The 11,242-nt window shown below is 66.8% G+C and carries 16 protein-coding genes; all 16 read right to left on the bottom strand.

The window, feature by feature from the left end; translation table 11 throughout:
• Positions 1–13 precede the first annotated feature (13 nt).
• The 16 genes from NOV65_RS09870 to NOV65_RS15615 all read right to left on the bottom strand — a co-directional run bounded on the left by NOV65_RS09870 (position 14) and on the right by NOV65_RS15615 (position 11,201).
• Entirely contained in the window at positions 14–2,440 is a 2,427-nt protein-coding gene (locus tag NOV65_RS09870; protein WP_257306292.1) for a phage portal protein, read from the bottom strand.
• Positions 2,437–2,751: a hypothetical protein gene (locus NOV65_RS09865; RefSeq protein WP_257306291.1), complete on the bottom strand. Its 315-nt coding sequence runs from the start codon at positions 2,749–2,751 to the stop codon at positions 2,437–2,439. The genes NOV65_RS09870 and NOV65_RS09865 overlap by 4 nt, the downstream gene beginning before the upstream one ends.
• Complete coding sequence (locus tag NOV65_RS09860) at positions 2,748–3,284, bottom strand: hypothetical protein (protein ID WP_257306290.1); 537 nt, start codon at positions 3,282–3,284, stop codon at positions 2,748–2,750. The genes NOV65_RS09865 and NOV65_RS09860 overlap by 4 nt, the downstream gene beginning before the upstream one ends.
• Positions 3,277–3,540: a hypothetical protein gene (locus tag NOV65_RS09855; RefSeq protein WP_257306289.1), complete on the bottom strand. Its 264-nt coding sequence runs from the start codon at positions 3,538–3,540 to the stop codon at positions 3,277–3,279. Before NOV65_RS09855 ends, NOV65_RS09860 begins: the two co-directional genes overlap by 8 nt.
• Entirely contained in the window at positions 3,537–4,052 is a 516-nt protein-coding gene (locus tag NOV65_RS09850) for a glycoside hydrolase family 19 protein (RefSeq protein ID WP_257306288.1), read from the bottom strand. Before NOV65_RS09850 ends, NOV65_RS09855 begins: the two co-directional genes overlap by 4 nt.
• A gap of 150 nt (positions 4,053–4,202) precedes the next feature.
• On the bottom strand, positions 4,203–4,448 hold the full coding sequence (locus tag NOV65_RS09845) for a hypothetical protein (protein WP_257306287.1): 246 nt from the start codon (positions 4,446–4,448) through the stop codon (positions 4,203–4,205).
• On the bottom strand, positions 4,445–4,696 hold the full coding sequence (locus NOV65_RS09840) for a Mor transcription activator family protein (protein ID WP_257306286.1): 252 nt from the start codon (positions 4,694–4,696) through the stop codon (positions 4,445–4,447). The genes NOV65_RS09845 and NOV65_RS09840 overlap by 4 nt, the downstream gene beginning before the upstream one ends.
• Positions 4,693–4,848, bottom strand: a complete 156-nt coding sequence (locus NOV65_RS09835; protein ID WP_257306285.1) for a hypothetical protein — start codon at positions 4,846–4,848, stop codon at positions 4,693–4,695. The genes NOV65_RS09840 and NOV65_RS09835 overlap by 4 nt, the downstream gene beginning before the upstream one ends.
• 140 nt (positions 4,849–4,988) lie before the next feature.
• The gene (locus tag NOV65_RS09830) at positions 4,989–5,186 is read right to left on the bottom strand and encodes a hypothetical protein (RefSeq protein ID WP_257306284.1); all 198 of its coding nucleotides are present in this window, start codon (positions 5,184–5,186) and stop codon (positions 4,989–4,991) included.
• Entirely contained in the window at positions 5,186–6,559 is a 1,374-nt protein-coding gene (gene terL, locus NOV65_RS09825; protein ID WP_257306283.1) for a phage terminase large subunit, read from the bottom strand. The genes NOV65_RS09830 and terL overlap by 1 nt, the downstream gene beginning before the upstream one ends.
• Positions 6,559–7,086 (bottom strand): terminase small subunit, encoded by a 528-nt coding sequence (locus NOV65_RS09820; RefSeq protein WP_257306282.1) that lies wholly within the window; start codon positions 7,084–7,086, stop codon positions 6,559–6,561. The genes terL and NOV65_RS09820 overlap by 1 nt, the downstream gene beginning before the upstream one ends.
• Positions 7,083–7,580, bottom strand: a complete 498-nt coding sequence (locus NOV65_RS09815; RefSeq protein WP_257306281.1) for a hypothetical protein — start codon at positions 7,578–7,580, stop codon at positions 7,083–7,085. Before NOV65_RS09815 ends, NOV65_RS09820 begins: the two co-directional genes overlap by 4 nt.
• Positions 7,581–7,845: 265 nt before the next feature.
• Positions 7,846–9,894 (bottom strand): VapE domain-containing protein, encoded by a 2,049-nt coding sequence (locus NOV65_RS09810; protein WP_257306280.1) that lies wholly within the window; start codon positions 9,892–9,894, stop codon positions 7,846–7,848.
• Positions 9,891–10,856: a DNA cytosine methyltransferase gene (locus NOV65_RS15620; protein ID WP_425250850.1), complete on the bottom strand. Its 966-nt coding sequence runs from the start codon at positions 10,854–10,856 to the stop codon at positions 9,891–9,893. Before NOV65_RS15620 ends, NOV65_RS09810 begins: the two co-directional genes overlap by 4 nt.
• Positions 10,849–10,986 carry a hypothetical protein gene (locus NOV65_RS09805; protein WP_257306279.1) on the bottom strand — a complete coding sequence of 46 codons (138 nt, stop codon included), beginning with the start codon at positions 10,984–10,986 and terminating at the stop codon, positions 10,849–10,851. The genes NOV65_RS15620 and NOV65_RS09805 overlap by 8 nt, the downstream gene beginning before the upstream one ends.
• Complete coding sequence (locus NOV65_RS15615) at positions 10,983–11,201, bottom strand: sigma factor-like helix-turn-helix DNA-binding protein (RefSeq protein ID WP_425250855.1); 219 nt, start codon at positions 11,199–11,201, stop codon at positions 10,983–10,985. The genes NOV65_RS09805 and NOV65_RS15615 overlap by 4 nt, the downstream gene beginning before the upstream one ends.
• Positions 11,202–11,242 lie beyond the last annotated feature (41 nt).

Here is an 11,242-nt window from a genome sequence, read left to right as displayed (position 1 = left end):
CTCCTCGTAGGGATCAAGCGGTTTCGTCTTCAGCTACGACCGGGAGCACGTCGCACACGCACCCGGGGTGGTTGGGCGGGGCGTCGTCCCCGCCGGGGAAAGTTCCGTCCAGGGGGATCACGCCGGCGTCGGCGTTGTCGGAGCAGTCGCACTCCAGGGCGTCGTCATGCTCGGAGCCCAGCACCCACTCCTTGCCGCTCACCACGCCGGACTCGCGGTAGGCGGCCATGTTGCCCTCCACATCGGCGAAGGCCCGCTCTGTGGTGGCGATCAGTTCAGCGCGGGCCTCGCTGAAGGCGTAGTCCTTCTCCAGCACCGCGGCGATCTCATCTACAGACATGCCGAGCTCGATGGAGGCAGCCAGGTCGCCACGCAGCGCCTTGAGCGTGGTCTCCTCCAGGCCCTTGACCAGCGTCGCGGCGTGGTCCTCGGCCCAGGAGACGGCCTTCTCGTTGACCTGGTCCACGATGCTGGCGCTGCTCACGCCAATCTGGGCGAGCGCCTGCGCGGCCCCGTCCTGGGCAATGGCAGCCAGCACGCTCTCCAGGTCGTCCCCGAGCTCGTGCCAGTCCAAGCCCAGCTCGTCCAGGAGCGCCTGGGCCTCCTCGCGGCTCATCTTCTCCAGCTTCTCGGCGCTCTCCGGCAGCACGCCGTGGAGCATCTTGGCGATGGGCAGCACCTGGGCGGCGAGGAACTTGGCCACGGTCTTCTTGACCTTGGCCTCGAGCTTCACCACGGACTTCCGGTCGCGCGGGATGGGCTTCAGTGCCTTCTTCTTCAGTTCGCCGGAGCGGAGCTTGGCGATGTTGGCGGCCAGAGCGGCACCGTCGCCCTTGATGGAGATCTGGATGCTGGCGCCCTTCGAGGCAGGCTCCCCCGCCTTGGGGGTCGGTTCATCAGTGGACGCAGCCGGGGGCTGGCCTTTCGCGTTGGGATCGCTCCCAGCAGGCGGGGGAGTGGGTTCTGGCTCAGGCTCCGCGGGCATGCCCGCCACCATCGCCGAGACCTGTTCGGGGGACAGGCTGGGGAACGACGCGGCGATGACCGCGGCGGCGGTGTTGCGGGGCACCTTGGCCTGGACCACGCCCAGTAGGGCCGTGATCTGCTGGCCGTTCAGGGCCGTATCCTGGGGCTTCTCGCCCGTGGGCAGGCCTTCGGTGGCGGTCGGCTCCAGGGTAGGCTCCTCGGCCAGGGGCTCCAGGCCGCGCTCCTCGCGCACCTCGTTCACCGTGCGGATGCCCGCCTCGACGTCGCTCTTGTCGATCTGCGCCTGCTCCAGCGGCGAGGTGGCCGCCTCCTGCTTCCAGTCGAACTGGAGGTCCGGCGCGCCGAAGAAGTCCCGCAGGATGTCGTCCATGACGCCCTTCTGGTACTTCATCAGCGGCAGGAGGCCCTCCTCCTTGCTCATGTCCTTCTGCGTGCCCGCCGTGGCGCGGTTCTGTTCCTTGACCAGGGCTTGGGGGGGGACACTGAAGCAGTAGCAGATGATCCGGGCCAGCCACTCGTCGTAAGCGTCCTTGAGCAGCATGTCCTTCGTGTTGATGGGCTCCACGCCGTGCGGCACGAACATCCCCTTGCGCTTCTGGGCCGTGTTCCCGTTGGAGAGCTGCGACCACCACCACTCGGCGAACTTCTTGATGGCGTCGAGGTTCCACTCGGGCGGCGTGCTGAAGATCATGTCCGGGGCGCTGCCCTCGGTGTAGTACTGCAGCTGGGACAGCTGGCGCCGGAGCGCGATGTTGACCGTGGTGATGACCTGCTCGACCTTGCTGTAGCCGTAGAGCTTGTGCGCCCGGGGGTTGTGGGGCCGGTAGTAGAGGTCCTGCACGGTGAAGTTGGCGACGGGGATGCCCTTGATGACCTGCTGGAAGGCCGGGCCCTCCAGAGGTCGGCGGCCATCGGCGCCCACCACGGGCTTGATGGTCGTGCCGTCGATGATGTCCAGGGCGTAGGGCTGCCCGCCCACGGTGCGGCGGGGCAGGATGGCCGGCGCGTCGGGGACCAGCACCTCCTCCCAGAACATGCGGTTCCACTGGTCCCAGTTGTGCACCTTGTCCGGGCACTGGAGGAACGCCTCGATCTCGGCACAGCGTGCGTCGGGCTTGGCCTTGGGCGCACGGGGCTTGATCGTCCACTCCAGCTTCGCCAGCTGGTCCTTGCGCGTCTCGATCACCAGGCGCAGCAGGTCGTAGCCGTCCGCCAGGTCGCGCAGGGTCTGGTAGCCCACCTGCTCGCCCACGCGGGGCTGCCACTGGAGGTTGATCTGGGTGGGGTAGTCGTACTGCCGCCCGCCGGCTTCGGGCTGCTGGGGCAGTGGCGGGGCGCCAGGGCCGAACCAGATGTTGTAGGCCGAGGTGTCCCCGGTCACGGCGTAGCGCAGGCCCGCGGCCACCCGCTCGACCAGGCCGGGCTCGATGGGGACCTCACGGTAGCCGGTCAACGGCGGCCCCGCTCGACCAGACGGTCGAGCTTGTCATTGATGGACTTCAGATCGGTGCGGATCTCGTCTCGCTGTCGCCCCTGCGCGTTCTCGATCCGGATGTCAGCGGCCTCCAGGCTGGTCGCCCGGTCCTCCACCTTCGTCACCCGCGAGTCCTGCCGCCAGACGTAGGCCAGGCCCGCGGCGACCATGCCACCCAGGGTGAGCAGGGCCGGGAGGTTGATGGACTTCTCGAGGTGCCAGCCGCGCCGGTCCTGGGGTTCACCGTGGAAGGGGCAGTCCGGCGAGGAGCACTTTACATGAGCGTTCACTTCCCCCCCTGCTGCGCGATGATGGAGGTCTTGGCATCGCTGCCAGCAGAACTGCCGAAGTAGTAGGTGACGATGGAGATCCAGGCCGTCCCGAGGGAGCCCAGCATCACGTTCAGGATATCCTTCGACCCAGCCGGCACCTCGTGGCGCAGCAGGTAACTCAGCAGGCCGAAGAACCCGATGGTTACGCCAGAGGCGAGCACCCGGGGCGTCCAGTCCTTGACGGACTTCTCCCGGTCCCGTGCAGACGCGCGGTCCGCGGCCGAGGTCTGGAGGAGGTCGGTTTCGTGCTGGAATCCCAGCGCCTGCATCTTGAGGACGAACTCGTTCTCGGCGTTCTTGAGGGCCAGAAGCTGTTCAGGTGTGACGCTCTGGACCATGGCGGCCAACTGCTGATCGGTGGTCTTCGTGGGGTCTCCGCCGAGAGCACCAGCCAGAGCAGACGCAGCAGCACCACCAAGGGGACCTCCCAGCGCCGTCCCGATGAACGGGGCGACCTTCTTCACGAAGGACTTCCAGTCAAAGTCAGACATGGCCCACCCCCACGGCATAGGCCGCCAGCACTGGCACGACGCCGAGGATGGTGGCCAGCAGGTCCATCGGGTCCGCCACATGGGGCGGGTTGAAGTGGTCGTAGACCTCCTTGGCGACACCCAGCGCCGTGGGCAGCAGGAGGGCCGTCACCGGGCCCCACGCCAGCCCCAGGAGGGCCAGGAGGGCACCGCACACGGCGTGCAGCAGCTTGTCCTGGGGGATGCGGCCAGCGGCCCGGAGTGCGTTCTCGATCATCCGAGGGCCTCCTTGGCGCGGGCCAGGTACGCCGTGCGGTAGACCAGCCCGTTCAAGCCGCCATTGATTCGCCGCGTGATGTGCTCCAGGTCGTCCGCATCCGCCAGGGGGTTCAGGTGCTTGAACTCGCCCCAGAACCACCCCGCGCTCAGGCAGGCGGCCTCCTTGGTCTCCAGCAGCTCCGGCGTCTCGGCCAGGGTCTGCGCGTCACCATACAGCGCCATGGAGCACCTGAGGTAGTTCGCCCGGCCCGTGACCTGGATCAGGCCACGGCCCTTGAACTTCATCCCGTCACCAGGCTCGGTGTTGCCGAGGTCGGCGCGGCCCTCATAGCCGAGCTGGGCACTCGTCGGACCCCAGATCTCACGCATGTAGCGCAGCTCGCCGCTCTCGTGCGCCACCTGGGCCAGGAAGTGCGCCACGCGCAGTTTCGACTCACTGATCCCGAAGCGGTCCATCGCCGCCTGGATGTAGTCCAGAAACAGGGGCGCCCGCTCCCGGGCTGTCGGCATGACCGCGAGCAGTTGCGCCAGAGTAATTTCGACGGCAACCGAACCCTGTGAGGGTAGGCCCTGAGCCTGTCCCGTCTGGTCCGCCATCGAATGCCTCAGATGGCAGAATTGGGTCAGGGCATTTTTATTGCCTTCAGAGTGCGGAAAAGATTATGTGAGGGCCCGAACAGCCTCAGCTGCGGCGGTGTTTAGGGCTTCCACCGCAGCATCACAGGCTTCCGCCGCAGCGACCTCCTCCTCAGCCGTTTGGAACCCTCCGACGTGGACCCGCTCCATGGCCTCCCACAGGGCCAGGAGTTCGCTCTTGAGCAAGGCCACGGCGTTTTCCTGGTCCGTGACCTCAATCTCCCCAATGTGGTCATCATCCAGTGCCTTGATCTGTTCGAGTGGTGTCACGACGCCGCCCCCATCTTCCAAGCCCGATACACCACGCCGATGCTCACGTTGAAGTGCCGCGCGACCACCTTGTAGTCCCGGCTCGGGAACCGGACGATGGCGCGGTGGCGCTGGACCTGATGGTAGCGCCGGAGTGTGGGCAGGTACCATTGCCGCCCGCCGCAGGTCGCCAGCAGTTGCTCCACGCTGATCTCCCCCGCCGCCAGGCGCTCGAGGGTCTGGAGGATGTCCAGGACGTCTGAGGTCATGCCCGCGCCTCCTTTGCAGCCGCCTCACAGTCACCGCCCAGGGCCTTGATGCCCTCCATGGCAGAGGCCCACATGGTTGAATCCTCGGCCTTGATGCCACCCATCTGCTCGCGGATGACCGCCAAGCGAAGGGAGTCCTTGTGATAGGCCATTCCGCCTTGGCCTGGCGGTGGACCCGCCAGAGAGATGCAAGCGCAATCCGTTCTCCACCCAGGGAGCCCAACCGGTGATTCTTTTGCCGTGACCAAGATGTAGGGGCGACCGCATTGCGGGCAGTAGGGGTGCAGGATTGTCATCTCGGCGCTCCACAAGAGCCACAGCGCACGGCGGCGGTGGTGAGGATAAGGGTCTGGCAGTAGGGGCAGCGGTGGGGTGTCTCGACCTGCATCGCCAGCAGGTAGTTCACCGGGCGGGCGGCATCCTGCGCCTCGTGCCAGACGATGCGGCCCGTGCCGAAGTAGGGCTGGATGGGTGGAATTGGTTGGCCCATTACGATGCCCTCTCCTTTGGTTTGCTGGCTTCCGCCATCTCGCGCATGTAGTCCAGGAGGCCCTGGCCACCGCCGCCCGTGCTGAGGTAGGTGAGGGCCTGGGTCATCGCGTCCACCTGGTCGTCGTGCCGGCCATTCGGAAAGGCCATCACCTCGGCCTCGAAGTCCATAAGCCAGGGGGCCGATTCAGGCAGCCACACCCTGCCGGACTCGATGAGGGCCGACACCGCCAGCAGGCGGACCACCTTGTCACCCTTTGGCTCGATCGGGATGATGGGCAGGTTGGTCGTGGTGCGCAGGTCCTGGACGATGCTCTGCCCGCTGGCCTTGTCTTCCACGAGGATGGATTGCGGGTTCCACCGCTCGGCGCTGGACAGGATCGCCCGTTTGAGGTCGGGATATTCCATCCGGCGTGTCAGGTTGTCCAGCTTGTAGTAGCCGGTCTCCGTCTCGCTCCAGGTCTGCCCGCAGCTCGGGTCGTTCACGTCTCCGGCCTTCATGGCGGTGTCCCAGGACTGGATGACCCGGCGGGGATGGGCTGGCGGGGTCATGTAGCGGCGGAACCAGGGCAGCTTCACCAGGCCACCCTCGACAGGTGCGGGGCGCTGTTGGTAGAGCGCGGTCCAGTCACGTGTCCCAATGGAGCGCCGGATGGCCTCCAGCTCGTTCAGTGGGTAGGCCTCGGGCCAGAGGGCGGCGCCGGCCTTCCGCCCCATTGGGTCGCCTTCCTCGGCGATGGCGGGCAGGCTCAGGACATCCCACTGCTCGTGCGCATGGTCGCGCAGCAGCCAGCCAGCGAGGTCGTCCTCGTGCCAGCGGGTCTGGATGACCACGATGGCCCCGCCTGGCATGAGGCGCGTGCGAGCCACGCTCGTGTACCAGTCCTTGAGTTGCCGCCGCTTGGCCTCACTCTCCGCGTCCTCCCGGCCCTTGATTGGGTCGTCGATCAGCAGCAGGTGCGCCCCGCGCCCCGTGACGGGCCCGCCGACGCCGACGCCGTAGTAGACGCCGCCCTGCTCCGTGTGGAACCGGCTGGCCGCCTGGCTGTCTTCTTTGAGCCGGAAGCCGGGGAACATGGCGTGGTGCTGGGGTGTCCGGCAGTGGTTCCGCACCTTCCGGCCGAAGTCGTCTGCTAGGTCCTGGGCGTAGGTGGCCGCGATGATGTAGCGGTCCGGGTTCTGTGCCAGCCACCAGGCAGGGAAGAACTCAGAAGCCTCCATGCTCTTCCCGTGGCGAGGCGGCATGAACACCATTAGCCGCCGGCACTCACCCCGCGCCACCGCCTCCAGCTTATCGGCGATCAGCCAGTGGTGCGGGGCGGGCTTGTACCCGGCCCATTGGCCCACGGCATAGGCGAGGAGCGGCAGGGTCACTACTTGCCCCCCCGCTTAGTCTTGATGATCTCGGCCATCGCCAGGACCTGCTCCTCACTGAAGAGGCTGGCCCCGTCCTTGCCGGTAACCTCAGTCCGATCCACGAAGATTCCCAGGTGCTTGCCCAGCAACTCCAGTGCACGGTTGGCCCCCGTCGAGTCGAACTGGAAGACCTGGGCAAGCACCTCATCGCCCTCTGGCGTGGTCACAAACTCGACAGCCTGCCGCCGGTCCTTCCCGCGGCCGATCATGAGCGGCTCGCGCTGAAGGCAGCGCTTCGTCACCTCCAGCAGCCCGGTGACCACGTAGTCCTGGTCCACAGCCGTCCGGGCCGAGCGCTCCTGGATGGCGTTGCTCATATATTCTGCAATGTCAGCCCTTGTCAGCAGGCGCGCCGCGTTCCTCCGCGCAGCCTCCTCGCCACACTTGGGATAAACCGCCATGTATGAGCGGGTTGCGTTCATGGTGGGGTCCGCCAGCAGGGTGTCGGCGAACTCGCGGTGTTTTGCCCGAAGTGCCCGGCTCATGCCGCCACCGTCCCGGTCGGGTCAGGCCGCAGGCCCGCAGCGTAGAGCATCGAGCGCATGCACTGCCAGGGGTTCCGAACCTGGAACCCGGCGCCGACCAGGGCGGCCCAGATCAGAAACACGCTGTCCGCCATGAGGGCGACGTGCCCGTCAGCCCGCTTGGCGGCCAGGTAGGCGAGCTGCTCGGCGTAGTGCTCCCGCTCCGCCTTGCCGCAGGGCTCCATGCGACCCGGCGCCTTGACCTCGACGTAGATCTGGACCGGGGTGCCCACCAGGTCGGCCCGCAGGTCGCTCATGCCTTTCTGGCCGAAGTAGACGGGCCTCTTGCCGAACTGGGCGCATCCCACCTTCTGCACCGCCACCTGCCGGACAGGCAGGCCGCACCGCTTCAGGTAGGCGATCTGGAGCCGGCGCTCCTTGGTCTCGGGGGTGGGCTGGGTCTTCCGCTTGGGTGCGCAGAACCCACCGAGGGGTGGGCCGCCGTCGAAGGTCATGAGATCACCTCGCAGTTGAGAGGGGTCAACCCCTCTCGGATGAGAGACCCCTCTCGGGAAAATTCCCTTGAGAGATATGGAATAGAGAGAGGAGAGAGAGGAGAGAGAGAGATATAAAGAAATAAGGGAAAGACAGAGAGCATGCTGTGGCGGGAATACGGCAAAGTGTTGGAAACCGAAAACCACCCTCTCACCCCTCTCAGAGCTAACGCCCATGCGGGTTTGAGCCCTATTTCACACCCCTCTCTCGGGGCTCTCACCCCTCTCAAGATTCGGGTTGGACCCATACCGCCACCCTCCTCTCCCCGGTCAGGGACCGGACCCACCCCTTCTTGCGAAGGAGCTTGGCGAGCCGCTGACCGGCCGCGTTGGTGTGCTGGGCGGAAGGTATCCCCATGTGTGTCAACAGTCCCGACAGGCTGTAGCCGGCAGGCCGGCCGAGGCCCCGGCCAATCGCAGCGATGTCGATGGCCTCCACAGCCTGGTGGATCAACTCCTCCCAGGGGTCCTCAGCCTCGAACCGGGCAGCATCCTTTGCCCGCATGCCCTCCCGGGCCTCGTCCAGCCAGTGGTGCACGCCCTTGCTCTCCAGGTCCATGGCCTCGGCCCAGAGCTGGTCCCGCCACTTCTTCAGCAGGTCCATGTCGATGTGTGTGCAGCAGATCGGCCAGAAGCGGCGTGACCCGGTGGGGTCAAATAGAAATGACTCCTGGTTGGTGGTGCCCACAAGGAACCCGGACCGGCGGAAGGCCAGCGCCGTCCGGCCGTAGGGTGGGCGGTAGACGTCCTCGGAGGATGAGAGGAAGGCCTTCACCCGCTCGATGGCCTTGGTGCCCGTGGTGTGGTCCAGCTCGGCCAGCTCCGTGCACCACTTCCGGTGCATGACCATGAAGCCGTCCTTGGACTCGACGTCTAGAGGGCTGTCGCCGAACCACTGGTCCCCGATGAGGGTGCGCCAGAAGGTGGACTTGCCGAGCCCTTGGTCACCCACCAGCACGGGCAGGGTGTCCAGCTTGGTCCCGGGCTGCAGGACCCGCCGGCAGGCACCGACCATCGTGCAGCGCAGGTAGTGGGTGGAGAGGGCGCTCTCGGCCCGCAGGATCTCCCTGCCCACCCGGTGGATTCGCTCGGTGCCGTCCCACCGCAGGGTCTTCAGCCACTCCCGGACGGGGTGCACGGGGTGACCCCCAGCCGCGGCCATGATCTTCGCGGCGATGTCCTCGCGCCCGAAGGCCACGCCGTGGTGGTCCTCGATCTGCTCCTGCACCCAGTCCACGAAGGCGTCGGCCTGGTCCTGGCCGTTGAACATGACGGCCTGCGTCATCTCGTTCAAGGCCAGGGCGGGGCCCCAGCGTGCGTCCATGCGGAGGATCTTGGCCAGGTTGCCCGGGGTCTTCTTGATCCCGCCGTCCTTGGTGTGGGTCAGGATGTCCTGGAGGCCCACGGCCCCGCCGTCGTCCAGGGTGGGCGCGGCAGGCGACAGGGGCGTGTAGCTGGTGCGCAGGGGCTGTGGCGCGTCCAGGAGGTAGCCGAAGGGCTCCGTGCCGTTCTCCCGGGCGCTCGCCACCTTGACCCGGAGGTCAGCCTCGGACCAGGCCGGCACGCACTTCGAGTTCCAGGCCATCAGGTATTCCAGGGCCTGCTGGTCGTTCAGGCTGAACCCCCGGACGAGCTTGCAGGCTACACGGAAGGTGTGGGCATCTCCGCCCTGTCCCTCCACTGCCCCGGGCGTCGCGTCCAGGTATGCCACCACCCGCTTGTCCCCGTCCGTGTGGGCGGCCCGGGGGAGCGGCGTGACCTTGGTGCCCAACCAGGCCGGCTGGAACATGGGGAGCGTGGCGCCCGGGGCCCACTGGCCCTCCTCCTCGTACATCGCCCCGTTCGGGTGGATCGAACCGGGGGCCACGACATAGCCGCCGTCCCCGCGGACGTCCAGGGCCATGCCGCCGAGCTTCACGTTGTTCTTGATGACCACGCCGGGGTGGCGGAAGAAGAAGTGCTTCCCCTTGCCGGTCCGGGTGCGCATGGGGCTCGGGTGCGTCCCGTGCAGCCAGTTCACCGCGTCCAGGCTATCGCCGTCCACGGCCACCAAGTTGGAGACTGCGCCGGTGACGATGCCGATGTTGAGGTCCACCCCGCCGTCGAACCAGCTGTGCACCTCCTCCATCGTGGCCCGGCGCTCCTGGTAGGGCTTCCAGGAGTTCAGGGCCGGGCGCTTGTCCCGGGCCCGGAGGGGGATGACACTGAACCCGAGCGAGAGCAGGCGCAGGGCCTGGTCCAGCGGGTTGGGGCGCATGATCTCGGGGGCGCTCATGCTACCGCCTCCCGTCGTTGCTGGGTCCGTCCTCGCAGGGTCTCCCATGCGAGCGCAGCCACTGCTGGAACTTGGCCGTTTCCAATGGCTCTAAGTCGGTCCACCCGATGGGCCACCCCATGAGCCACTCGACCCAAGGCGGGTTCAACGCTCCATTGAGTTCCTGGGGTGTGACCATCGTCCGCAACTTCGCCCGCGCTCCGCTGCCTCCCCATTTGCAGAGGGCTGCGCCGCCTGTGTTCGTCACGGCTGTGGGCGTCGGCCAGTTCCTCACAGCGAACCCCAGCGAGGTCCCGCCCTGTGCGTAGTTCGTGGTCCTGTCCCCATCCGCTACCGGCGTGGGCCACCACTTCACGGCCTGCTCCAGGCCCACTTGGCACTTCTTCCCGTTGGGCAGGTAGGCGGTCGGCACCGCCCCACCCTTGACGGTTGCATTCTCTGGCACCCTGCGGCCGCCGTTCGGGACGTTCGGCGTGGGCCAGAATCCAGATCCGCTTTCGGATGTGAGGTGCCCCGGCATCGTCCGCGCCCAGCACACCCCATTCCGCATCGAACCCCAGCGTGGCCAGGTCGCCAAGAACTCGTCCAAGCCCGCGAGAAGTGAGCATTGGGGAGTTCTCCACAAGGACGAAGCTGGGTCGAACCTCGTCAACGATCCGGGCAAACTCGCCCCAAAGCCCAGACCTGGCACCGTCGATTCCGGCGCCCTTACCGGCACTGCTGATGTCCTGGCAGGGGAAGCCGCCGGCGATGATGTCAACCCGCCCTCGCCAGGGGTTTCCGTCGAAGGTGCAAACGTCATCCCACACGGGGAACCAAGGCAAGAGCCCGTCTCGCTGGCGCTGGATGAGGACAGACCGAGGGTATGCCTCCAGCTCGACGGCGCAGACTGGCACATGGCCGAGAAGGAGTCCGCCGAGGATTCCGCCCCCCGCTCCTGCAAAAAGGTGTAGCTCACGCATGCACCTCTCCTTCGGCAGCAAGCGCCAGCGCCTCGCGCAGCAGCTCCTCCGCCCTGGCGAAATCCCCGGCGTGGAAGGCGTAGCGGGCCTCGGTGAGCAGGTTGTCGAACTTGATGGTGGAGGCGCTCATCGTCGCACCGGCATAAAGGAGATTCGCTGCCCCAGCGCATGCGCAGCCTGCATCTCCCAGAGGAAACGCTTTGTATCGTCGGAAGGGTAGTACCACATTGATTTGATCTGGGGGGCCACATAGCGCACCCCGTGACGGACGAGTTGTGCGGCTCGTTCCGTGCTGACACCCAAGGATTCTCCGATCTCCCGGTATGTCAGCCCTTCGATCCGCATGACGACGGCGGTCACCATTCGTTCTTTGCATGGGCGCCGGC

Source organism: Geothrix campi (assembly GCF_024609265.1).
GTDB lineage: Bacteria > Acidobacteriota > Holophagae > Holophagales > Holophagaceae > Geothrix > Geothrix campi.
The sequence above is the reverse complement of the archived record's forward strand: the minus strand, read 5'-3'. Positions and strand labels throughout refer to the sequence as shown.

Coding starts and splice junctions, on each gene's coding strand:
- NOV65_RS09860 (WP_257306290.1), bottom strand. CDS start 3,284: ATGTCTGACTTTGACTGGAAGTCCTTCGTGAAGAAGGTCGCCCCGTTC.
- NOV65_RS09855 (WP_257306289.1), bottom strand. CDS start 3,540: ATGATCGAGAACGCACTCCGGGCCGCTGGCCGCATCCCCCAGGACAAG.
- NOV65_RS09850 (WP_257306288.1), bottom strand. CDS start 4,052: ATGCCGACAGCCCGGGAGCGGGCGCCCCTGTTTCTGGACTACATCCAG.
- NOV65_RS09840 (WP_257306286.1), bottom strand. CDS start 4,696: ATGACCTCAGACGTCCTGGACATCCTCCAGACCCTCGAGCGCCTGGCG.
- NOV65_RS09835 (WP_257306285.1), bottom strand. CDS start 4,848: ATGGCCTATCACAAGGACTCCCTTCGCTTGGCGGTCATCCGCGAGCAG.
- NOV65_RS09830 (WP_257306284.1), bottom strand. CDS start 5,186: ATGGGCCAACCAATTCCACCCATCCAGCCCTACTTCGGCACGGGCCGC.
- NOV65_RS09820 (WP_257306282.1), bottom strand. CDS start 7,086: ATGAGCCGGGCACTTCGGGCAAAACACCGCGAGTTCGCCGACACCCTG.
- NOV65_RS09815 (WP_257306281.1), bottom strand. CDS start 7,580: ATGACCTTCGACGGCGGCCCACCCCTCGGTGGGTTCTGCGCACCCAAG.
- NOV65_RS09810 (WP_257306280.1), bottom strand. CDS start 9,894: ATGAGCGCCCCCGAGATCATGCGCCCCAACCCGCTGGACCAGGCCCTG.
- NOV65_RS15620 (WP_425250850.1), bottom strand. CDS start 10,856: ATGCGTGAGCTACACCTTTTTGCAGGAGCGGGGGGCGGAATCCTCGGC.
- NOV65_RS09805 (WP_257306279.1), bottom strand. CDS start 10,986: ATGAGCGCCTCCACCATCAAGTTCGACAACCTGCTCACCGAGGCCCGC.
- NOV65_RS15615 (WP_425250855.1), bottom strand. CDS start 11,201: ATGCGGATCGAAGGGCTGACATACCGGGAGATCGGAGAATCCTTGGGT.